Annotated in this window: 21 protein-coding genes and 2 pseudogenes; 14 read left to right on the forward strand and 9 right to left on the reverse strand. The window is 42.7% G+C overall.

The features are described from left to right. Window positions 1-255: 255 nt before the first annotated feature. Together BLR65_RS31905 and BLR65_RS31910 are read right to left on the reverse strand one after the other, a co-directional pair. Window positions 256-792: an AAA-type ATPase lid domain-containing protein gene (locus BLR65_RS31905; RefSeq protein ID WP_483881002.1), complete on the reverse strand. Its 537-nt coding sequence runs from the start codon at window positions 790-792 to the stop codon at window positions 256-258. Then, window positions 772-1256 (reverse strand): annotated as a pseudogene (locus BLR65_RS31910) (sigma 54-interacting transcriptional regulator); the annotation flags it as partial. The gene BLR65_RS31905 and the pseudogene BLR65_RS31910, both read right to left, overlap by 21 nt. An 895-nt stretch (window positions 1257-2151) precedes the next feature. Between BLR65_RS31910 and BLR65_RS24115 the strand changes: the two are divergent. The 7 genes from BLR65_RS24115 (at window position 2152) to BLR65_RS24140 (ending at window position 8186) form a co-directional block, all read left to right on the forward strand. Beyond that, complete coding sequence (locus BLR65_RS24115) at window positions 2152-2790, forward strand: corrinoid protein (protein WP_093796711.1); 639 nt, start codon at window positions 2152-2154, stop codon at window positions 2788-2790. A 15-nt stretch (window positions 2791-2805) separates the two neighbouring features. Next, window positions 2806-3606, forward strand: a complete 801-nt coding sequence (locus BLR65_RS24120) for a methyltetrahydrofolate cobalamin methyltransferase (protein WP_093796712.1) — start codon at window positions 2806-2808, stop codon at window positions 3604-3606. A 64-nt stretch (window positions 3607-3670) separates the two neighbouring features. Then, window positions 3671-5074 carry a trimethylamine methyltransferase family protein gene (locus BLR65_RS24125; protein ID WP_093796713.1) on the forward strand — a complete coding sequence of 468 codons (1404 nt, stop codon included), beginning with the start codon at window positions 3671-3673 and terminating at the stop codon, window positions 5072-5074. Between the two features lie 21 nt (window positions 5075-5095). Further along, window positions 5096-6496: an MFS transporter gene (locus BLR65_RS24130; protein WP_143122652.1), complete on the forward strand. Its 1401-nt coding sequence runs from the start codon at window positions 5096-5098 to the stop codon at window positions 6494-6496. Between the two features lie 201 nt (window positions 6497-6697). Next, entirely contained in the window at window positions 6698-6928 is a 231-nt protein-coding gene (locus tag BLR65_RS30105; RefSeq protein ID WP_169716719.1) for a hypothetical protein, read from the forward strand. After that, the gene (locus BLR65_RS24135; RefSeq protein ID WP_245693017.1) at window positions 6906-7916 is read left to right on the forward strand and encodes an MFS transporter; all 1011 of its coding nucleotides are present in this window, start codon (window positions 6906-6908) and stop codon (window positions 7914-7916) included. Before BLR65_RS30105 ends, BLR65_RS24135 begins: the two co-directional genes overlap by 23 nt. A 39-nt stretch (window positions 7917-7955) precedes the next feature. After that, window positions 7956-8186 (forward strand): DUF134 domain-containing protein, encoded by a 231-nt coding sequence (locus BLR65_RS24140; protein ID WP_169716720.1) that lies wholly within the window; start codon window positions 7956-7958, stop codon window positions 8184-8186. Between the two features lie 1117 nt (window positions 8187-9303). Here the strand turns inward: BLR65_RS24140 and BLR65_RS24150 are convergent. The 3 genes from BLR65_RS24150 to BLR65_RS24160 all read right to left on the reverse strand — a co-directional run bounded on the left by BLR65_RS24150 (window position 9304) and on the right by BLR65_RS24160 (window position 11925). After that, entirely contained in the window at window positions 9304-9930 is a 627-nt protein-coding gene (locus tag BLR65_RS24150) for a flavodoxin family protein (RefSeq protein WP_093796718.1), read from the reverse strand. A 300-nt stretch (window positions 9931-10230) separates the two neighbouring features. Then, window positions 10231-11181 carry a VOC family protein gene (locus BLR65_RS24155; protein ID WP_093796719.1) on the reverse strand — a complete coding sequence of 317 codons (951 nt, stop codon included), beginning with the start codon at window positions 11179-11181 and terminating at the stop codon, window positions 10231-10233. 222 nt (window positions 11182-11403) lie between these two features. After that, the gene (locus BLR65_RS24160) at window positions 11404-11925 is read right to left on the reverse strand and encodes a nitroreductase family protein (RefSeq protein ID WP_093796720.1); all 522 of its coding nucleotides are present in this window, start codon (window positions 11923-11925) and stop codon (window positions 11404-11406) included. Between the two features lie 125 nt (window positions 11926-12050). Here BLR65_RS24160 and BLR65_RS24165 point away from each other — a divergent pair. Together BLR65_RS24165 and BLR65_RS24170 are read left to right on the forward strand one after the other, a co-directional pair. After that, window positions 12051-12409, forward strand: a pseudogene (locus tag BLR65_RS24165) (winged helix-turn-helix transcriptional regulator). Beyond that, entirely contained in the window at window positions 12381-12572 is a 192-nt protein-coding gene (locus BLR65_RS24170; RefSeq protein WP_093796721.1) for a hypothetical protein, read from the forward strand. Before BLR65_RS24165 ends, BLR65_RS24170 begins: the two are co-directional and overlap by 29 nt. A 350-nt stretch (window positions 12573-12922) precedes the next feature. Here the strand turns inward: BLR65_RS24170 and BLR65_RS24175 are convergent, their stop codons facing one another. The 4 genes from BLR65_RS24175 to BLR65_RS24195 all read right to left on the reverse strand — a co-directional run bounded on the left by BLR65_RS24175 (window position 12923) and on the right by BLR65_RS24195 (window position 19464). Beyond that, a complete protein-coding gene (locus tag BLR65_RS24175) occupies window positions 12923-16018 on the reverse strand; it encodes an efflux RND transporter permease subunit (protein ID WP_093796722.1) in 3096 nt (1031 codons plus the stop codon). After that, window positions 16015-17148, reverse strand: coding sequence for an efflux RND transporter periplasmic adaptor subunit (locus BLR65_RS24180; protein WP_093796723.1), 1134 nt, complete (start codon window positions 17146-17148; stop codon window positions 16015-16017). Before BLR65_RS24180 ends, BLR65_RS24175 begins: the two co-directional genes overlap by 4 nt. A gap of 578 nt (window positions 17149-17726) precedes the next feature. Next, entirely contained in the window at window positions 17727-18347 is a 621-nt protein-coding gene (locus BLR65_RS24185; RefSeq protein WP_093796724.1) for a TetR/AcrR family transcriptional regulator, read from the reverse strand. A gap of 577 nt (window positions 18348-18924) precedes the next feature. Beyond that, the gene (locus BLR65_RS24195) at window positions 18925-19464 is read right to left on the reverse strand and encodes a PadR family transcriptional regulator (RefSeq protein ID WP_093796725.1); all 540 of its coding nucleotides are present in this window, start codon (window positions 19462-19464) and stop codon (window positions 18925-18927) included. 114 nt (window positions 19465-19578) lie between these two features. Between BLR65_RS24195 and BLR65_RS24200 the strand changes: the two genes are divergently transcribed. The 5 genes from BLR65_RS24200 to BLR65_RS24220 all read left to right on the forward strand — a co-directional run. Further along, a complete protein-coding gene (locus tag BLR65_RS24200) occupies window positions 19579-20073 on the forward strand; it encodes a phenolic acid decarboxylase (protein ID WP_093796726.1) in 495 nt (164 codons plus the stop codon). Window positions 20074-20098: 25 nt separating this feature from the next. Continuing rightward, window positions 20099-21079, forward strand: a complete 981-nt coding sequence (locus tag BLR65_RS24205; protein ID WP_093796727.1) for an alpha/beta hydrolase — start codon at window positions 20099-20101, stop codon at window positions 21077-21079. A gap of 454 nt (window positions 21080-21533) precedes the next feature. Next, on the forward strand, window positions 21534-21698 hold the full coding sequence (locus tag BLR65_RS31915) for a transposase domain-containing protein (protein WP_425441025.1): 165 nt from the start codon (window positions 21534-21536) through the stop codon (window positions 21696-21698). 58 nt (window positions 21699-21756) lie between these two features. Then, complete coding sequence (locus BLR65_RS24215; protein WP_176772801.1) at window positions 21757-21909, forward strand: hypothetical protein; 153 nt, start codon at window positions 21757-21759, stop codon at window positions 21907-21909. 193 nt (window positions 21910-22102) lie between these two features. Next, a partial coding sequence (locus tag BLR65_RS24220; protein WP_245693018.1) for a MarR family winged helix-turn-helix transcriptional regulator occupies window positions 22103-22494 on the forward strand: 392 nt, incomplete at its 3' end.

Genomic DNA, 22494 nt, shown 5'->3' on the forward strand with positions numbered 1-22494 from the left:
AACGCGGAGATCCGTCGGCGGTACCGAAGCAAGTAGGGCGGTTCTTGACAGGATAATCCAGAAGTGATTCGCGCTGAATTTGAGACAATGCAACAGGATTTGTTCGTTTGCACTTTGGTTCTGGTCACATCTGGGAAAACTCATAATACAATTGAAGAAAATGCCATCAGATTGCATAAAATCTGGTGGCTTTTTTTTCTTTTCTATGTTTTTTATTTTTCTCAACCGACAGATTCTTTTCTAACATCATTCTACTCAATTTTGCTTTTGAGGAGAACTAGTTGTATCGCTGATAGACTGGGCTTTATAAAAAACAGAATTAATTCCAAGCCGGCGGAGGTGATAATGCAAATTTTGCCTGGTAATACCTAGTTGAATAGCGCATTGGCTGACGTTGCCACTATTTAGTATTAATGCGTTCTCAATGGTTTGTTTCTCGTATTGACGTACAAGTTCAGGCAGTGGTTTGTTAGATGTTGCTTCAATATTACTTAAGCAGGTAGTTTCTTGATCACCAATAAGTCTTTTTTTTAAAAGTCTAGGTAGATGCTCATTAGATAATATTGTCTCTGTGCTTTCAGTCATACTCATAGCACTTTCAATTACATGCTCTAACTCGCGGACATTTCCCGGCCAATGATAAGATAAGAAAAGTTGCAACAAATCTTGAGCTATGAGTTTTATATTCATCGATAGTTGTTCATTGAACCGGGATACAAACTCTTTTGCCAGCATAGGTATGTCTTCCGCTCGCTCGCGTAAGGGAGGAATATCCAGAATAACGGGTGTCAAACGGTATAAAAGATCTTCCCGGAAAGAGCCATTGCGGGCCATAATAAATAAGTCTTGGTTGGTTGCGCTAATTATGCGGCACGAAATCTTGCGTTCTTTATTATCGCCCAAGCGTCGAACTGTTTTATCCTGTAGTAATCGTAATAACTTTGCTTGTAAGGGAATTGTGAGCGAGTTTATCTCATCCAAAAATAAAGTTCCATTCTCGGCCTGCTCAAAAAAACCGGGTGTGTCTAATGCTCCAGAAAATGCGCCTTTACAGTCCCCATCATCAGGCTTTCCATTAGAGTTTCTGGTATCGCCGCACAGTTTACGGCAATAAAAGGGCGAGAGTTGTATGCACTCGCATTATGTATGCCTTGTGCAAATAACTCTTTACCTGTGCCTGTTTCGCCCAAAAGCATCACTGTAGATTGGTTTTGCGCTACCTTGCGGGCTTGTTTTAAGGTTTTCTGGATTGCGACACTGTTACCGATAATATCGTCAAGTGTATATAGGGTGCCATTGGTGATTCTGTTAGATTTTTTATTGTTAAATGAATTTATCACCATGGTAAGTAATTCGTTTATTGATGGCTTATCTCTGCCGATGGAGATAACCGCAGATAAATTTCCATTTTGAAAAAATGGGTATGAATTATATACAATATCGACTTTTTTGCCAGCAATTGTTGTATAAGTCATGTACTGATCTAGCAATGGTTCGGGATTCTTTGTTATAGCATAGCGTTGGAAGTTTTCAAGCTCTAAGTAATATACGTCAACGTCTTTTTTTCCCACCACGTGGTTATGGGTTGTCCCATCCATTTTTTTATGAGCTTTATTACAGATAAGAATAGTTCCGTCTACGCTCACGGCATAGACTCCATCCGATACCACATCAATAATGGAATGCAATAAACGGTTTTCATTTTCTAAATCTTCATAAGTTTTCCTTAGCATCAAAACAGCCCCTCCCAATATTGCAAGATGTTTACCAAGTATCTGAAAGTATTCTTATCATCTGAAAGGAAATCTTTCAGTGTATTGTATCGCTTTTTGAGATAATTAGCAAGTTTTGTTTTATTTGAAATATTCGAAAAATAATGATGGCACTGTGCGCGTTTTTCCGTGTTCAAGTGAAAGGAATCCTTTCAGTAGTGGATGGAGTTAATTTATTGGATAAAGCATGAAATTTTTAAAATCCTGCGATTTTGTTCACTGTTTTTATAACATACAAAAGAATGGCACGGATTGTGCAATAGTTAAAAGCAACGGCACAATAGCTCTGAATGTAAGGGAAATCTTAAAAGAGGTGAGTTCTTTTAACGTGTTTATTGTGTCATAACTAAATAATAAATTTTTAGGAGGTATGTATTGTATGAGTAATTTCGATAAGTTAGCGGAAGCGGTGTATCAGGGTGACGATTCTGCGGTAAAGACGATCACCCAAGGTATGATAGAATCCGGTGTGAATCCGATGGAGATTGTTAGCAAGGGCTTGTTAGCCGGCATGGACATAGTTGCTCCCAAGTTTAAATCAGGAGAAATGTTTATTCCGGAAGTTATGATGTCGGCTCAAGCATTGTCAGCAGGGTTAAACATTGTAAAGCCGTTGTTGTCCGCGGAAGATTCAGCCAATATGTCCACATTCGTAATGGGAACGGTAAAGGGCGATTTGCATGATATTGGCAAAAATCTCGTAGTCATGCTGCTCGAAAGCGGCGGCTTCAATGTGGTGGATCTTGGTGTAGACGTTGCTCCTGAGACTTTTGTTGCGGCAATCAAACAGCATAAGCCCCAGATTGTCGGCATGTGTGCACTGCTTACAACTACGATGATGGCTATGCAGGATACAATCGACGCGATCAATGCAGCCGGCTTGCGAGATAAAGTGAAAGTGTTGGTTGGCGGCGCGCCATTATATCCGGAGTTTGCCGATAAAATTGGTGCGGATGGCTATTGCGTTGATGCTGTTACTTGCAAGGAAATGGCTGCTAAGATGGTAGTTAATAAGTAATATGGGGGTTACATCGTGCTAATCGTAGGAGAACTGATTAATACGAGCCGGAAGGCTATCAGTGAAGCGGTTGAGGGGAAAAACGCTCAATATATTCAGCAAGTAGCGAGGGAACAGTTAGAGGCAGGCGCTAACTATATTGATGTTAACTGTGGTAATAAGGTTTTTAATGAAGTGGAATATATGGAGTGGTTGGTAAATAGTGTTCAGGAAGCTGTACAAGCACCTCTTTGTATAGACAGCCCGAACCCGCAGGCACTCATAGCAGGCTTGTCCTTGGCTAAATACGGTACGCCAATGATTAATTCCATTACCGACGAGGGTCCACGGTTTGAGGCAATCCTGCCCTTGGTACTGAAGTATAAAGCCAAGGTAGTTGCGCTGTGCATGGATGATCATGGGATGCCCGAGACGGCGGCCGATCGCATGCGGGTAGTGGACAGCTTGTATGGCAAATTGACTGCGGCAGGAGTTAAAGATGACGATATTTACTTTGATCCCTTGGTAAAACCGGTAAGCAGCGTGCAAACAGCGGGGGTTGAAGTGCTTGAGACCATTAAACTAATAAAACAAAACTATCCCCACGTTCACTTTATGTGCGGTCTCAGCAATGTATCATACGGGCTGCCTAACAGGAAGGTGCTTAACCGGTTATTTGTATCTCAGACCATGACATTAGGGATGGATGGGTACATTTTGAATCCCACAGATAAGAGCATGATGGGCATTATCTATGCCGGCTCGACCCTGTTAGGAAAAGACGATTACTGCATGGGCTATTTAAAAGCTCATCGCAAAGGACTTTATGAAGAGTAAACAAATTATAGCAAGCCTCAATTTTCAAGGGGAAGCTAGCTATTCTTGAGGAGGAATAAAACACATGCAAAGATATCAGACAGTTCGCGCGGAAGATATTGAGAAAATCCATGAAACCTCTCTTAAAATCATGGAGGAAGTTGGCATCATCTTTAGTTACGCGCCGGCTAGGGAAATTTTGGCCAAAGGCGGCGCTAAAGTTGAGGGAGAAACAGTCTATTTTCCCAAAGGTATGGTGGAACGGGAATTGAAACACGTTCCATCCTCGTTTACTTTGCATGGTCGCAACCCGGAAAAAAACGTTGAAATTAATACGGAACAGACGACTTTTGTGGGTCCTTATGGCTCGCCTTTCGTCTTAGATCTAGACAAAGGCCGGCGGCCTGGCACATTGGATGATTTTATCAAACTGGTAAAACTATGCCATATGATGAACAATATCGACATTCAAAGCCACATCTCCTGCGAACCTAGCGATATTGATGTCGATATTCGCCATATGGAAATGGTTTACCAGACAATGAAGTACAGTGACAAACCGCTTATGGGCAGTGTTTTGGGATATGAAGCATCCAAAGAAAGCATTGAACTGACGGCAATTGCTCATGGCATCGGCCTGGACACCATCCAAGATAAGCCCGTAATTGCTTCTATTCCCTGCACATTGACGCCACTTAGCTATGACGACAAAATGGCCGGCGCTATCATCGCTTATGCCGAATACCGCCAGCCTCAATTGGTCAACTCACTCTGCCTTGCCGGAGCTACCTCGCCGGCAACTATTGCCGGGAGCATCGCTTTGCAAAATGCGGAAATTTTAGCGGGGATTGTTTTGGCTCAATTAGTAAATGCCGGCACGCCGATTGTCTATTCCGCTTCCGGTTCCAGTATAGATATGCGTTTTGGCAACCTATCCATTGGCGCCCCCGAAGGCGCTCTCTTCTCCTTGGTCAATGGACAACTGGCAAAATATTATAAGATTCCTTGCCGGATAAGCGGTACTCTCTCCGACAGTAAACAGGTCGACAGCCAAACAGGCTATGAGTCCATGCTGACCTTGCTGATGGCTCAAATGGCCGGCGGCAACTTCATTCTCCACGCTGCCGGTATTTTGGATACTTATAATTGTACATCTTTCGAGAAATTAATGATAGACGATGAGATTATGGGGATGGTAAAACGGATTGGCCGGGGCGTTACCGTAAACGACGATACTTTGGCACTTGATGCTATTAAACAGGTCGGTCCCCGTGGAGAATATATCACTAACAAACATACCTTCTCTCATTTCCGTACTGAGTTTTATCAACCGCTCTTAAGTGATAGAGCCAGAGTTAACCAAGACGGTTTAACAATAGAAGAGCGGGCTAATGCACGCTGGAAAAAGATGTTAGGTGAATATGTACAACCATCATTGCCTGCGGATATAGACGCTGATTTGAAGCGCTATATCGAAAAAAGAAAGTAATATAAAACCCCATTCCCCTCTGTGGAGGGGTGCCTGAAGGGCGGGGTGGTTTTCCCCCATGCCGAAAATACCACGCCGTTACTTTGCGACACCCCTCTGCCGCGAGGAATGGGGATAATTTTATGGAAAGGGAAAATCATGAAGAATTTCGATTTTAAGAAATTAATGATTTTCATTATCCTCAGTGGCACCGTTGCTATTGCTTATCAGCTTCCATACTTGCGTTACACCTTCTACGACCAAATGGCAGCTGCACTGCAGCTCAACGATACCCAAATGGGCGTTTTAGCCACGGCCGTCAATTTTGCCAATATAATGTGTTACCCCATCGGCGGTTTCTTTGCTGCCCGCTTCTCGATGAAATCCCTGATATGCGTTACCCTGGCAGCCTTCGTTGCATTAACAGTTGTATTCGCTTTTACTACCAACTACATCTTACTTATCGCAATCCATATCCTCTATGGCTTTTTCGGTATTGCCACTCTGTGGTCTGCCTATCTCAGCGGCATTCGTTCCCTCGGTGACGAAAACAACCAAAGTACTCTTTTTGGCAGCAGTGAAGCAACCCGCGGGATCATCCAAACTATCAATGGTCTATGCTTCCTCGGTATCATGAATGTTGCTGTCACTCCTATTCTCGGATTTCGCTATATCATGCTCTTTGGCGCTGCTGCTACCGGCATCTTCCTGATTCTGGCTTTCATTTTTCTTCCTAAAGAAGAGAAGAAAGAAGCTGTTGCCGGTAGTAACAAAGAAGAAGAAAAATACACCACCATGGACGTTCTCAAAAACAAAGGGGTTTGGCTCACTATGTGGATCATCATGTGCGCCTATATGTCCTGGAGTCTCGGTAACGGGTATCTTACTACCTACACTGTCCGTGTGCTGGATGTTTCCGAATCTGTTGCTTCGACCCTCGGTATTATCCGCAGTTATGTTATCGTCTTCCTCGCCGGTTTCCTCGGCGGCTGGGTTCTCGACCGCTTTACCTACAAAGGCAAAGGCTTCATGCTTCTATTCGGTACTATTGCCGTAGTTCTTGCTGCTGTCATGTTCACAAGCAAAGTAGTGCCTATTAGCATTGGTCTGACGCTTGTCATTGCTTTCCTTGCCAACGTCATGAAATCCACCTACTGGTCGGTTATGGAGCAGGCTGGAATTCCGGTAAAAATGACACCGCTTGGTACTGGGATTATCTCCTTCATCGCCTTTCTGCCTGACATGATCGTTACCCCTATCTGCGGGGTTTGGCTGGATGCCGCTACTGCTGCCAGCAATGTTGAAGCCGGTTTCAACAAGATTTTCATTCTCCTCATCGCATTCTCCGTAGTCGGCATCATCGGTGCTTACCTGCTCATGAAACAGACCAAATTCATAGAAGAAAAAAGAGTCTCTGGAGAAGACCTAACACACTCTCTGTAAAATGAATACTAGAAGTAGCTCTTGTTAGCTGCTTCGTTTTTAAGCAAAATATACTCAAGTGGCATTGGGGTCGGAGAACCTGCGGGGCAGGTACAGTTAAAATCACTGCACTTGCAGGTTCTTCTCCCATAAGGGGAGACACCGGTTTTAATGCAAGTTCCCAGACACACCCTAATAAATGAAAAAGGGAGTGGGAAATTAATGTCAAAATTTAATATTGAAGAAAGCCCGCTTACTCCATTTTTGAAGCGGCTATTCCTTACTTGCAGCGGCGGCCCCTTTATAGACGGTTATCTGTTGGTGGTAATCGGCCCGGCACTTGTCCAATTGGCTCCCTTGCTGCTGCTTGACGCACATTGGAAGGGGATGGCTAGGGGCAGCTTCCCTTGCAGGACTTTTCCTGGGGGCTGTGTTTTTTGGCGGTCTGACTGACCGTATCGGGCGAAAATTGATGTATATGCTTGATTTGACCGTGTTAGCCGTGCTTTCCATTTTGCATATATTTATTACTACTGCCATGGAACTGGTTGTGCTTAGGTTTATTATCGGCATTGCCATCGGGGCTAATTATCCCATTTCTACTTCGCTGATGGCAGAATTTTCCCCGACGAAATACAGGCATATTTTTTTGGGCGGCCTATCTGTCCAATGGTTTGTCGGCGCGACAGTTGCCGGTTTGATCGGCTATTTCTTCATCGATGTACCTGGCGGTTGGCAGTGGATGTTGGCGCTCGCGGCTGTTCCTGCCATATTAGTATTTATGCTCAGGACTATGCCGGAATCACCGCGCTGGCTGTTAAGCAGGAATCGTGTTGAAGAAGCCCGGAGCATTTTGAAAAAATGCTATGGCCATGAGGCCGACATTGATGCTGTGGATCAAACTGTAGCAGTGAGTTCTGCCGGTTTTAGCAAACTTCTGGAACCATTATACTTGAAAAGGATTTTCTTTGTAGGCGGGTTTTTCTTCTGCTTAGTGCTGCCGCTGTTTGTCATTTATACATTTGCGCCGCTCATTTTGGAAATGATGGGTTTGAATCACGGCAAAGAGTCTATGCTCGGTAATGTGCTTATCAATGTAGTATTTCTCACTGGCACAATTTGTGCAACAGTCTGGGCTGATACCTTTGGCCGGCGGCCGCTGATTATCTGGAGTTTTGCGGTTATGACTGCAGGGATGTTAGTTTTGACACTATTCCCAAGCGGTTCAGTCTGGATAATATTGGTGGGCTTTGCCTTATATACCTTTGCTGCAGGTGGGCCTAACATTCTGCCATGGATGTATTCTAACGAACTGTTTCCCACCGAGATACTGTTGATCGTACGTCCGGCTCGGCTGGAACCCATATGTAATGGTCGCTGGTATTGCAGCACCGGACCATCTCTGTTTGTTATTGGATTTTCGCAATATCCTGGAATATAATGTAATTGGGTACAGGCTCAATAAGGAGGTCTGGGACTGGTGCCGAGACATTGTTGTTGCGGTTTAGTTAATGAAGAATCAGTATGCCGAAAATTTTCCCCGCAAGGACAGAAGGCGGGAGCGGCGCCGGTTATAGTGCAGGTAGAAGAACTGGAAGCCCTCTGCTTAAAAGATATCAAGGGCTTTGAGCAGGCCACCTGTGCGTCAATCATGGGGCTGTCCAGACCCACATTTATTTATATGGCTTTATCAAAAAAAAGGCAGGAGTAATGTGTAAGTTTATACATAGTGAAAAATCACGGGAGGAGAGATAGCTTCGGTAACTCGAGCAGATAAAATTGCTGGGGAGTGGTGGTATGGTAATCAGGCCTTTATTAAATGTTTATCGTATGTGTAGGAATTAATATACTGTGCTATTTCTCATTAAACTTCTACGAAAAAATTAGCGTTTTGTCATTCCTGGCTATACAAGTAATTGTTGTATTTTTCATCTTTATTTGCGATAGAATTTCTTTAGAAATAGATAATAGGAATAATTTTGCTGCCCAGATTGCGGAGGATTAATAGCCGGTAATTTTTCCAATAGTAATTAAAATAGCAAAGCAAGTTTGCTTGAAAGGAAACTAAGTCAATTTACGAGTCAGATACGGAGAACCATTGTCGAGATATATGGTGTGGTACGGGTGGCAAGCAGTAGTTGCAGTTACAATAGATTGGGGTTATTTGCAAAAGCGTAGGATGCCGTTGATTTGGCTATATGAAGATAAAAGTGATTCTATTTATAAAATTTTATTCGGTGTGAATACTGGCTAGGCTGGTTGCCCCTTTTGCTTGCATTATACGCAATGGGTATTTACCGAGAATCGCAAAAACACAACATATTGCATGTGTTCTTTTTAAACGTTATGTTAACTTTATGCACGTCGAGTGTTGTGTTCTACTGAAAAGAAAACACAACCCATGAAGCCGGGCGGCGCTTGGTTTCGTGGGCTGTGGAAAAAAGTGAAATATGTTTCCGCGGACAAGGTTAGAAAACATTTGTGTCACAGTATTATGTGGCGGATAGCCATCCGGTGGTTATTGATAAAGAGATATGGGAAGCGGTTAGTGTTTAAAGGAAATCAGATTATTGTAAGATTGCTTGATGGTACACAAATTGAGTGTGAAATGGAATAAAAAGAAAGTGAGCTGGTCGGGGGGCATTAGAAGTCACCTTGACCAGCTTTTTGTTTTCCAAGCGGTGCAAATGAATTTGAGCGGTAGGGGCAGCTTATGGGCGGGCCGATTGACAGGCTCAATTTTTTCCTCACCGCAAAACTCCGCTATTAAGTCTTAGGTAGGATTTTTTGTTCGAGAAGTAATGAAAGGCTGAGCGGGACAAGGCCTTCTACCGAATAAAGTTGGTCATTACAGGAGCTTCTTTTTCCGGTAATGCCAAACCCACAGCTTTTCCCGCCTCAATAGATTTCAGTAACCATGCCATATTATTACCTAGTGTACGCATGGTCTGCATACCCTCCAAGTCCTGCTTAACTTCTTTGGGTGTATTTCCATGTACCATATTCCAATACTGGGATGATACAATAGGCATATTGCTCATTGTAAAATATTTGTTAATTTGATCAAATGTAGCCGTAGTCCCACCACGACGAGCGCTTACAACTGCCGCCACAGGTTTGTAGGCTAATTGCCCGCTCCACATGTTGGCAAAGAATGCCCTATCCATAAAGGAGGTTAACTTTCCGGTAGCAGAAGCAAAATGTACTGGAGAGCCAAACACAAAGCCATCTGTCTCAGCGGCCTTACTTAAAAATTCATTTACTGAATCATCCATACAGCATTGGCCTGTTTTCATACAAGCATAACAACCTAGACAGCCGGAAACTGGCTTTGCTCCTAAATTAAAGATTTCTGTTTCAATACCTTGTTTTTCTAATGCTCCGGCTACTTCAGCCAAAGCAGTATAAGTACACCCTTTTTCATGAGGACTTCCATTAACTAATAATACTTTCATTTAAATAACACTCCTAGCTCATCTGTTATAGCCGAAATGGCTTTTCCTTGCTCTGAAACCTTTTTTATTGCCTCTTTTTACTAGCAGATATTTTTTGGATTCTATTTGTGCGACTATAGTATAATCTAAAAATGTAATTATCTTTTCTTGGGGCAGAAGGAGCAACTCCGCCTTCAGCACCGTGTCCCAAAAGACAGTTGCCGATTCCTATGTAGTCTCCTTCGATTCCCCATTGTTTTAATAAGGCTAAGTACTATTCGTCGTTCTCCGGATGTGTGTCAACCGACTACCGGACATCGTCTATGCAGGCAGTTCCATTCCTGCGGCCTTGATGAAGTCGTTGCCCGAATACTCGCTTAGCTCAATGTTCACCCCATTGGTTCTGTCGGACGCGAACATGGCTTGCTTCACCGCGCCTCTATTATCACTCCACACTTTCCTGATGCCTTGCATCTCTAATTCCTGCGTGGCTCTTGCCACATCTTCAACCTTATAGTTCATACTGAATATCCCTGGATTGCGAGGGCTATCAATGTTCTGAAGTGCATCTTGCCCCAATGGCTGGAACAGCTCAATATACCTGGGGTCGTTCTTGGCCTTAAGAAGAGCAATCTTGATATTGTTCTTTGGGTCGATCCAAGTATGAGTCGTCATCCCGAAAACATCCGAGTAGAATCGTGCGGCCCCGTCGGCGTCGGTAGTCCAAGCATGCACGTGGTCAAGCCTTTCGATTCCCAATGTTCCCCGCGGGGTAACTAACGGCTTACACAAAGGCGTCATGTTCTTAATTAAGCCATCATCCCCTTCAAACTCACTCAGCTCGATGAACAACCCAAAAGTCTTCTCTGGATCATACCAAAACTGCCGTGTGGACCCGATTGGGACCTCCAGCGTCCTAGCGATTCCTATCGCCTCAAGTTCTTTCTGCGCCTGGTCAAGATCCTTCACTCTGTAGTCAACAGCAAACACGCGTGGTGCACGGGGCCCGGTGATTGAAGCTAGCGCCCCGGGAACCAATTCTTGAAAGTACTCCACCCATACGGAGTCCCATCCCTTGCGAGTAATCGTCGACAGAAGTGGCAGTCCAAGATAAGTAGTGAGGTCGCGCTCTTCACAAGACAAGCCAAGAATGTCTCTGAAAACACTACAAAGCACACCCGGGTCATCCATCCAGCCGTGCATGTGATTCATTGCGATGAGTTCCATGCTAGACTTTCCCTTATTACCATTTACATGACTTTTGTCACTCATAAAAAATTCTCCTTGTAAGATATATATCGGATTCAGGTTTACAAAACCACCCGAACGTTCTTTGATAAATTAACTTTATTGTTCCGAACGGTGTATCCTCCTTTAATCCAATATCAAAGTGATCACTTGGTTAATATGAAATAATACTTTTCTCGATCACTGACGGCAATAAAGGTATTACTAGGAAATAGATATTTTTTGGATTCTATTTGTGCAACTGTATTATACTCTTACAATGTAATTAGCTTTTCTTGGGGCAGCAGGAGCAACTCCGCCTTCAGCACCATAGCCCAAAACACAGTTGCCGATTCCTATGTAATCTCCTTCGATTCCCCATTGTTTTAATAAGGCTATGCCTTCTTCTGTTTCAAATACTTCTTTTGCTCTGTAAATAAAGCATGAATCAACGCCTACAGCATGAGCAGCATTTAATAAGTTGCCCAAAACAAGTGTTCCATCCTCTACAGCAGTCACTGCATTCTTATCAGCAAGAACAACCACTACAGTTGGTGCACCATAGAATGGATCAGATGTGGCTCCCATAATGGCAGCATTCATTTTTGAAAGTTTTGCAATCGTTTCTTTATCCTGAACCGCTACGATAACCGGTGATTGTTCCCCCATACCTGTTGGCGCAAAGGTACCAGCTTCAAGGATTGAATTAAGCTCTTCCTCCTTGATTTGTTCTTTCTGAAATTTTCTACAGCTTCTTCTTGTTTTTAAATCATGTAAAGTTTCTTTCATAACATATTGTCTCCTTCCAAAATAAGTGTTATAGTTATGCTATAATTATATAATGTAATTAAAATTTAACAAGTACGATCTTTTATTAGAGTAAGTATCTTTTAAGATGGTATTGGAGGATTATCGTGATAAAAGCAGAATTATTTGGTGTATGTCCCCTTACAACAGCGCAAGAATTATTGACAGGTAAATGGACACTACTTATTTTATATCTTTTAAGTAAGGAAACCTTGAGATTCAATGAGTTACACAGAAAATTACCAGTTTTAACACAAACCACACTTTCAAACAATTAAGAATTTTAGAAGACAATGGTGTTATCATAAGGACTGTGTATCAGGAGATTCCTCCTAAAGTTGAATATTCATTAAGTGACATTGGCAAAGGATTTCAAGATGTTTTAATTAGTTTAGAGAAATGGGGAAATCAATACATAGAGTATTTAAAAGTAAATAATGTTAATCCACGGGCCAATTGTAGTTGAAGCAGTTATGTTTGTTTGCAAAATCATAGCCGAGACAGGGCGGATCAAGAAATTTGATGTTGACCTATATTTTGCGTTAACGGAAAAGGTGGTAGTTCATGACGATGGCAGATTGACGGTGGGGTTGCTTGACGGTACAGAGGTTGAATGCCTAATTGAATAGTGATGAAAAAATGAGCCGGTTGGGGTGAGTTTGGACCACTTTGAGCGGCCTATTATGGCAATAACGTATAAACGAGGCATTATTAACGTACAAGAACAATGCCTTCTATCCGCGTTCGCTCTGAACATTGAAAGAATAGTAAAGGCACTGGCGTAACAATAAACCCAGGGAATAAATGGCTAGGTTTTTTGCTGTTCAGGGATTAAGGTGCAAATCAAAATGGTAGTCGAGGTTTTCTTCTCGACTACCATTTTGTCAATAGGCCGTATGCCGGGGAAGCATTATTGTAATACGGTTTATATAACAATTTTACTTTTATTTCATTAAGAAATCTAGTTTTTGTCTATTTCCTATGGATTAACCGTCTGTCCAGCTGGCGTATCATGCGGCGGTGTTTGATTTGGTTCGGCTTTATACCAGGCGGCATACATTGTTGGCAGTACGAGCAGCGTTAGCACGGTGGCGCCAAACAGTCCCGCGGCAATGGCAACGGCCATCGGCCCCCAAAAAACGCTGGAAACAAGGGGAATCATGCCGAGAATAGCGGCCGCTGCGGTTAAGAGGATCGGTCGAAACCGGGCAACCGTAGCATTGATGATAGCATCCCACAGCGGTTCTCCAGCCTTGATTTGTTGTTCAATCTGATCAATGAGAATAACGGAATTTCTCATTATAATGCCTGCCAGTGCCAATAGACCTAATTGCACGACAAAACCCATGGGGCGTCCGGTCAGCAATAATCCTAAGCTGACGCCAATAATTCCGAGTGGAGCCGTTAAGAGAGTCAGCACCATTTTAGGGATGTTTTGCAGCTGGAACATAAGTAGAGTCGTGATGATGAGTACCATAACCGGTACGGGCTGCAATAGCCAGCGGGTAGCTTTGGTACTCAATTCCAAAGGACCGCCAATATCGATGCTGTACCCTGGCGGCAAGGAGGCACGGAGTTCTTTTAGATTATCGTAAACAGCCTGGGTTGCATCATTTCCCATTACTCCTTCAATCGTATTGGCTTGGACGGTAATCGTAGGTTTCAGGTCACGGCGCCAGATGAGGCCCTCTTCCGCATCGTAGCTAATTTTGGCGATTTGATCGAGGGGAACATACTTGCCGTTGCCAATATGGATATTTAGGTCTTTAAGGCGGGAAAGGTCATTACGGTTTTGTGAATCAACGCGAAAATCAATGCTTACTGTTTTATCTTTTTCCCGAAATTCCGTGACTGCAGTGCCTGATACTAGGGCTTGGAGACTGGAAGCCAGTGTTTGACTATTCAGTCCTAACATTCGGGCTTTGTCTTGATCAATAGACAAATGCATGACTTTACTTTTTTCATTCCAATCAAGAGAGGTGTCGGTAAGATTGGGATTGGCCGTCATGCTGTCCCGTACTTGTCCGGCGATTTCACGGACTTTGTCATGATTCGGGCCACTAACTCTGAGCATGACCGGATAAGGATCAGAAGGGCCAAGTTTTATGAGACTGATGTTGCCGCGTACATTGGTAAGTTCAGTGGCAAACAGTTCGTGAGCTTTCTTCGATAGTTCGGTACGGGCGTTTGAATCTTTCGCGATAATGACGAATTGTGCAAAATTAGTATTGGGAAGTTTGGGATCAGCGGTTAAAACAAATCGTGGCGCACCTTCCCCTACATAATAGGTATAGCTGGCGACATTATTATCTTGCGTAAAATGCCGGGCAAACCGTTCGGCTTCTTGCTCTGTTGCTTGCAGGGAAGCTCCTTCCGGCAACTGTATTTCCACAATTAATTCCGGCCGGGTTGAGGCAGGGAAAAACTCTTGTTTTACCAGTCCCAACAGGAAGATAGAGCCGACAAAGCAAAGGACAGTGGCACCCAGGACTTTTTTACGGTGCGTTAAACAACCTATTAATATTTTTTTAAATAATCGATAAAACTTGGTGTCGTAAATATCATAATCCTGTGTGTTGCTGACGGGAGAAATTTTTAGCAGATTATAACCAAACAGGGGTGTGACCATGCCGGCAACTGCCCAGGATATAAGCAGAGCAATGGTGACTACGGAAAAAATGCTGCCAACAAATTCAGAAGCACTTCCTTTGGAGAAACCTACCGGGATAAATCCGGCGCAGGTTATCAAGGCTCCCGTCAAGCGGGGGGATGCTGTAGACGTATAGGCAAAGCAGGCGGCATCAAACCGGCTCCAGCCTTGCTCCAGTTTTACAACCACCATTTCGATGACGATGATGGCATCATCAACCAGCAGACCTAATGCAATGATCAGCGCTCCTAACGAAATTTTATGCAGGTCGATTCCCAGCGTTTTCATAGCGATAAACACGCCGGCAATGACCAGGGGAATACAAAATGTTACAATCATGCCGGATCGCAGACCCAAGCTAAGAAAACTGACGATTAATACGATAATGACGGCTTCGGCCAACGATTCTACAAATTCGTCAATGGATGATTTTACAATTTTCGGTTGATTGGACACGGTATTCAATTCCAAACCGGCTGGTAAATTTTTTTTGATTTGGGACAGAACTTTATCCAGGTTTTCACCCAGGGTAAGAATATTGCCGCCTTTTTCCATCGAAAGGGCCAGGCCGACGGCTGGTTGACTATTGTAATACATTTTAGGGTCCGGCGGATCAATATAACTGCGTTCAATTTTGGCGATATCGCCGAGACGAAAGGTATTTCCGTTGGCACGGATCGGAAGATTCTTCAGATCGTCCAGATTTTCAAACATGCCGGTGATACGCAGATAGACATTATCAGAAGAAGTTTCCAGCATGCCAGACGGTGCCATGGCATTTTGTGCCTGAACGGCATTGGTAATATCGGCCGGAGTCATCCCGAGTTGCGCCAGCTTAACCGTTTCCATTTCAATATAAATTTTTTCCGTTTGCACACCGACAAGTTCCACTTTTTTTACATTGGGGACACCTAGCAAGGTCCGGCGGATAGTTTCCGCTCTTTCCCGTAATTCTTCATAAGTATATCCGTCACCGGTCAAGGCATAAATAGAACCGTATACATCATCAAACCGGTCGTTAAAATAAGGACCGTCAACGCCCTGTGGCAGAGTGGCTTTGATATCATTAACCATATTGCGCACTTCCAGCCAGGTGGGGCGGATTTGACTTTCGGTGACGGCATCATCCTTTAAAACAACGTAAATAATGGACTGCCCGGGCCGGGAATAGCTTTTTAGGTAATCCAGGCCCGGTGTATCCTGCAGCTTTTTTTCAACTTTATCGGTAACCTGTTCTTCGATCTGACGGGCGGTAGCGCCAGGCCAGTTTACGGTAACCACCATTTGTCGAATAGTAAAGTCGGGATCTTCCATCCGTCCCAGGTTTTGATAGGAAAAAATTCCGCCAAGGAAAATGACAACGATGAAATAGTATACCAATTGTTTATGATTGAGGGCCCATGCGGTTAAATTGAAGGATTTCATTGGTTATCACCGTCCACTATCCGTACTGTTTGGCCTTCACGCAATTTATGGACGCCGGCTGTTACGATAGTGTCGCCCGGATTAAGTCCGGCGAGGACCTGGACCTTGGCATTACCAAAGCCGCCAATTTGGACCGCACGTAAATGGATAATATTGTCCGTTACAATCCATACGTTAGAAGTATCATTTGTTTGATAGATGGCCGACAGAGGGATAAGGGTGCCCTCTGCTTTTTGACCGCTGGCACTAACGACGTTAACTGCAGCCGTCATGCCGAGTTTAATTTCCGGCGGTGGGTTGAGCAAGCTGATGCGTACTTTATAGGTGCGGGTTGTTGGGTCGGCCATGGGCGCGATTTCCCGAACACTGCCCTTTGTTTTTATATTGGGAAGAGCCCAGAAGGATACGGTAAGCTGTGTTGCCTTACGTAATTCTTCAATGCGGTTTTCCGGTACGCTGATCTCGATTTCTCTCTCGCCGTCCTGAACAATAGTCAGTACTGTCTGACCGGCGCTGACCACCTGACCGGCTTCGGCGCTGATACTGGAAATAACGCCGGATTTATCGGCATAGAGCAGACTGTAATCTAATTGGTTAGAATCTTGCGCATATTGGGCCGATGCCTGCCGCACGCCTGCCTGTGCCACTTCGTAGGCATTTTCGTATTGATCCAGCTGGGCGCGGCTGATGGCATTTTGGGCATACAATTGCTGGTAGCGGTGTAAATTGCTTTCTGCCAGTCTCAGCTGCGACTCGGCGGAATAGACCTGAGCCGAAGTACTGTTAACGGTTTGCCGCAGATCCCGTGGGTCAATCTGCATGAGAACATCGCCGGCACTCACCGTGCTGCCAAGTTGTACATTGCGTTTTATGATTTTACCGGTGACCTGAAAAGCCAGCTGGCTTTCATAACGGCCGCGCACTTCACCGGAGTATGTATAACCTTGTGTGGTATTGGCAGCGCCAATCACAGCAGTGCGTACCAGGGAGATATCCTGAGTTACAGTGTGGGATTGGTTGTGCACTTTCCAGATGACAATACTGCCGACACAGAGAAGAACGGCTGCTGCAGCTAACGCGTAATACAATTTTTTCCTGGGAACTTTAGAAAACCAAAGAAACGGTTGCATACTTTCACTCCTTAACGTATTTTACGGGGATGAGTTGGATAATCTTGAACGATTTCACAGACGATTTGGTGGATTTCTTTTGGTGATAAGGAAGGATCAGCTCGAAGCGGGATGCCTTTAATGGTTAGTTCTTGTAAATTCTTGCACACTGTACTACTCCTTTCCCATTCGTTAATGAGTACGTATTCCCAAAATGCCACAATAAAATTTGACCGGTTCAAATAAAAGAGATAAAAAAATATCCAGACAGAATGATCGCTGGTATATGAGGTCTGTAGAAGATTTACCCCATTCATTGGTAAATGCAAGATAGTATCTGGGATAGTCTTTTATTCGTCATGGAAAGTATGGCTATGCTCAATAGAAAGGTAGAATCGGTTGGTTTTATGTCTTGTAGTGAAAATAAAATTATTTTTTGACCGGTTTAATTAATGTTTAAAAAAAACCATCTAACAAATTCTGTTGGAATTATATACAACGTGCTAAAGAATTTTGCAGGCGGGTGGAACACTCTCAACACATCACCCGCCTGTACCTGCAAACTTCTTTAATGCGGACTATATAGTTTGTTAATTTTTTTATTCAAGTGATAAATGCAAAGTATTTTCCGGCAGGGCCAATATTTTTTCGATGATAGACTCGGCTATGTTTAAATGGCAGGCTATGAGTTCATTCGATGTTTTCTCGCATAATGCGTCCGTGATGCATTGTAGAGTCGACATGATAAAATTTATGGCGATAGCGGGATTAGCAACATGGAAACAGTCTTTCTGAATTCCATCCTCAATTACTTTTAGAAGCAATGGTTTAAGTAAGAGAGTACCTTGGCGGGATATTTTATTTTTGAGATATAAATTTTTCTCATCATATAAAGAATTCAATATTAATCCGTCTTTATATTGTGCCGTACGAAACATGGCATTTATCATGAATTCCATCTTTTGGGGCGGGCGAATAATATTGGAGCAGGCTATATTTTTCATATCGGTTAGCAGAACGGATAGTTGACGGTTAATTAACGCTTCCAGTATTTCGTCTTTGGATTTAAAGTAATAATAGATCATTCCCTTGGCGACGCCCATTTTATCGGTAATATCCTGTATGGTTGTTTTACGGTAGCCATTTGCCGCAAATAGAGGTTCGGCAGTATCTAAAATTTCATCGATTCGGATTTGGGGGTCTTGGGGAGTACGCGCCATATGCTTCACCTCAATAAATATTTGAACAGGTCAAATTATAAAACTGTTGATGATTCTTGTCAAGGATTAATTTTCCTTTTGAGCAAGGTAAGCTGCATATTAACCACACTAAGTTTTTAGGCTATGACAAGGATGCTGACGATAACTTACTATCAATGAAAAGCAGGCAAAAATCGTCAAACGCATATACAAGGACTTCCATTTAATAATTGAGAATAAGGATTACTTTTTTATCAAAGTGGCGGGAACGACTGGATAACGATAACGTGCTGCAACGATATAAGGCCAAACAGTTTATTGGGATAATAATGAAAACTAAGGTGATTGATGAATTACAATACAAAGGTAAACGACAAACGCGTGTTGAGAATTTGTCGTCAACTTGATATTAAATCGACGATTAAATATAGCAACCATGGTTGTACCCGGCAAGCGGCGCCGAGCGAAAAAACATGCTCGTCCTTGACAGCACACCTACAGCAGATGGCGGTTGAATTAGCGGGAAGCTCCATTTATACAAAATAATTTATACTCCCCGGCTTTTGGTGGTATTAACCTATACTTAATAAGATTAACCTCATAAAATAGAGTTTATATAATCTATCGATTCATCAAGCCAGACAAGCTGAGCTTCCAGCTGTGCCATGGCTCCTTTTAATAAAATGTAGTCACCTAATTTTATAGGTGGGACAGGTATGTTCTGGTAATCATTAAATTTGATTTGATATCGTTTAAGCAGGTTAGTGCACTTTTGTTGCCGTTTTGTTAATTTCCCTAATAACTGTTCTTTGTTTAGATGTTCGGCAAAATAGATCCGCAGTTTGAAAATGTCCTTACTTTGCGGTAGCACCGGATCATCTTCCAGAATCCATTTCTTTAGCGTTGTTTTTCCCTCTGGCGTAATAGAATATAATTTTTTTTCTAAGATTTCCCCCTGAATGACAACCTCGTATTCAATTAAGCCAGCCTGTACTAATTTCTTTAATTCAGGGTATATTTGGCTTTGATTGGCGCTCCAAAAATCAGCCACGCTGTCATTAAATATCTTAGTTAGATCATAGCCGGTAAGCTTTTCTTTATTAATTAAGCCTAAAATAGCATAACTTAGTATATTCATTAAAATCGCCTCTTTTACTTGACTATTTAAAATTACAGTATATATAATATATATATCAATATCAACATGTAAATTTATACATGTATAAATTTTAGACAAAGGGATGCGATATTTATGCAGGAAGAATTAAAAAATTTGATTGGCAAGCATTTTATTTATACGTATGATAACGGCTGGCAGTATGAAGTCTATGTTAAGAATGATACAACCTTTGATTATCGGATTCATAGCGGCATTGTCGGCGGTCGCTGGGTAAAAGGACAAAAAGCTCATATTGTTGCTTTAGCAGACAATGTATATAAAATCTCCTGGGACGAGCCCACTGGTACTTGCGTAAGCTTAGCATTTAATCTGGCTGCATGTAAAATTCACGGTACCATTTTCTTTCCAGCCTGGGTAGCGAGGGATCCACAAAAAACAGTATGCTTTCAAAATGAGCATTTGCCTTTAAAGAACCAATATCGTGACCAAGGTCCAACCTATCCTAAAATGGTAGTGGACGAATTTGCAACCATTACGTTTATGGAAGAATGCGGCGCTGACAATGATGAAGTAATAAGCTGTACTCCGAGCCAGCTTCCTGAAGGTTATACAACAAGAAAAAACTAAATGTGCAGTATTAGGGGGAACAAAAATGAATTTCAAAAAATCAATAGGTATTATAGCTATGACAGGATTATTGATGACTGGCTTAGTCGGCAGCGTTTCAGCTGCAGATAGCAATGCAGATAGTAAAACTTTGGATTTTCCCATTACGGAGCCTACAGTTAGACTCATATCTAATGTCATTTATGAGCAGGTACCCAGCCGGGGTTATGATAATGTGGCAATGGGGATGGATGTGCTAAAACCAGAGAGAAATGAAAAAATGCCAGCAATCGTTTTTGTAACAGGCGGCGGTTTTATCAATGCCAATAAAGACAATTGCATACAGCAGCGTATGGATATGGCTAATGCCGGATATGTGGTAGCAAGTATTACCTACCGTGTTGCGCCGACTGCAACTTTTCCTCAGCCGCTTGAAGATGTAAAGGCAGCTATTCGCTACCTTAGGGCACATGCTGACAAATTTAATATTAATCCGAAAAAAATCGGTATTATGGGCGGTTCTGCAGGCGGTTATTTATCTGCTATGGCAGGTACTACCAATGGCACCAAACAATTTGATAAAGGCGAATATTTAAACCAAAGCAGTGATGTACAGGCGGTAGTTGACTTTTACGGCTTATCTGATTTGACAAGAGTTGGTGCAGATTATTCAGAGAAAGTACAAGAAGCGCACAAATCTCCTGGCGCAACAGAAGCGTTGTGGGTAAACGGCAGCCCGGTTTTCGGCGGCAAAGACGGTGGTATTTTAGTTGATTCCGAAAAAGCCAAAGCAGCTAATCCCATAACTTATATTTCGGATAAAACTGCGCCGTTTCTTTTGATGCATGGTGACAAAGATACCGTCGTATCTCCCAGTCAAACGGAACTTTTGCATCAGGCGCTGATAGCTCACGGCATTGAAGCCACTCGCTATATTGTCAAAGGTGCGCAGCATGGTGGCGTTTATTGGAATCAGCCTGAAGTAATGCAAAAAGTAATTGATTTTTTTGATAAACACTTAAAATAATACGAAAAGGGGGGCTGTTGCACTAAGCATTTAACTGCTAGGTGCAGCAACTCCCTTTTGTTGCAAAAATAATCCCCAGACTCAACAGCCTAGGGATTGCGTGCTAAAACTTATTTATGTTACTAAACAAATTAGCACATAAAAATTGTACCAAATTGGGAAATGTTTCTCAACTAAAACTTCCCTTAAGTCTCGCCCAATGGCTGCAATTTTGGTTACCACTGCAACATATATATCAAGAAATTATTCTATAGCTAGGTTTTTCCCCTTGTTTTCTGGTATAATTTAAAGTAATAAAATGATCGGAAGTGCGGGTCTTGTATGCCAAGCCAGCAGGAATTACAAAAAGAAAATGAAGCACTGAAAGCTCGCGTACAAGAACTCGAAATCTTAAACAAATGATATATGGAGCACTCCAAGTGGTGCCAAATCTTCGTCTGCTATCTACAGCCTGATTCAAACCGCCTTAGAAAATGGTCTAAAACCACTAGAATATTTAACGCATGTCTTTACACAAATTCAGCGCAATGAGGAAGTGCCGATTCAAAGTCTATTGCCTTGGGCTGAGGAAATGCCGACTCACTGCAAGTTGCCTCAAGATGTTGCAACAGAAAAGTAAATATTAACGCCTGCAGTATAATGTCCCCATTATATCGTAGGCGTTTTCTATTTTCTATGTGTTTCTTGAGTTGACGCTTACGACTGAGCTATTAACGGAGTTTGACATAAATTTATATTCTACGCTAGTGGAGAAAGTGACAGTGCATGATGTCGGCAGATTGATGGTAAGTTTGCTTGATGGTACGGATGTTGAGTGTATAACTGAATAGGAGTAGAAAAACAGAAACCAAAGGTAATATTAATACTATGCTTAATACATAATTTTGTTTTAGTATTGACAAGTATTGGTATATACTGTAATATTATTTATAAAAATATTAGTGTATATACACTAATAAATGCTATAGGAGTGCAATGGTGAAACATGCCGATGGATACTACCCCAAAGCCCCTAGTCCTTGCATGTGTCTTAACATACGCAGGGCATCTCGGGCAGTAACTGAATTTTATGAGAAGATTTTGGAGCCCAGCGGGCTTAAAGTTACTCAATATTCATTATTGCGTCATCTTGAGCAGGTAGAGCCGGTCAAAATTACTGAACTTGCCAAAGTCATGCGCATTGATCGTACTACTTTGAACCGGAATATGAAACCGCTTACTGAAGCTGGCCTGATTAAGATTAATTCAGGACAAGATCCCCGTTCGAGGGAAATTACTCTTACCAAGGCAGGCAAATTGGCATTGACAAATGCAACAGTATTATGGGATCAAGCGCAGGCCTCGCTAAAGGAATATTTGGGAGAGTGCGACAGCAGGCAATTTGATCATTTGATTTTTAAACTGGAAGCACTGAT

The organism is Sporomusa acidovorans (genome assembly GCF_900101845.1).
In the GTDB taxonomy this organism is placed as follows: domain Bacteria; phylum Bacillota; class Negativicutes; order Sporomusales; family Sporomusaceae; genus Sporomusa; species Sporomusa acidovorans.

Coding starts and splice junctions, on each gene's coding strand:
- BLR65_RS24115 (WP_093796711.1), top strand. CDS start 2,152: ATGAGTAATTTCGATAAGTTAGCGGAAGCGGTGTATCAGGGTGACGAT.
- BLR65_RS24200 (WP_093796726.1), top strand. CDS start 19,579: ATGCAGGAAGAATTAAAAAATTTGATTGGCAAGCATTTTATTTATACG.
- BLR65_RS24195 (WP_093796725.1), bottom strand. CDS start 19,464: ATGAATATACTAAGTTATGCTATTTTAGGCTTAATTAATAAAGAAAAG.
- BLR65_RS24155 (WP_093796719.1), bottom strand. CDS start 11,181: ATGAGTGACAAAAGTCATGTAAATGGTAATAAGGGAAAGTCTAGCATG.
- BLR65_RS24175 (WP_093796722.1), bottom strand. CDS start 16,018: ATGAAATCCTTCAATTTAACCGCATGGGCCCTCAATCATAAACAATTG.
- BLR65_RS24125 (WP_093796713.1), top strand. CDS start 3,671: ATGCAAAGATATCAGACAGTTCGCGCGGAAGATATTGAGAAAATCCAT.
- BLR65_RS24160 (WP_093796720.1), bottom strand. CDS start 11,925: ATGAAAGAAACTTTACATGATTTAAAAACAAGAAGAAGCTGTAGAAAA.
- BLR65_RS24150 (WP_093796718.1), bottom strand. CDS start 9,930: ATGAAAGTATTATTAGTTAATGGAAGTCCTCATGAAAAAGGGTGTACT.
- BLR65_RS24185 (WP_093796724.1), bottom strand. CDS start 18,347: ATGGCGCGTACTCCCCAAGACCCCCAAATCCGAATCGATGAAATTTTA.
- BLR65_RS24180 (WP_093796723.1), bottom strand. CDS start 17,148: ATGCAACCGTTTCTTTGGTTTTCTAAAGTTCCCAGGAAAAAATTGTAT.
- BLR65_RS24170 (WP_093796721.1), top strand. CDS start 12,381: ATGTTAATCCACGGGCCAATTGTAGTTGAAGCAGTTATGTTTGTTTGC.
- BLR65_RS30105 (WP_169716719.1), top strand. CDS start 6,698: ATGTCAAAATTTAATATTGAAGAAAGCCCGCTTACTCCATTTTTGAAG.
- BLR65_RS24205 (WP_093796727.1), top strand. CDS start 20,099: ATGAATTTCAAAAAATCAATAGGTATTATAGCTATGACAGGATTATTG.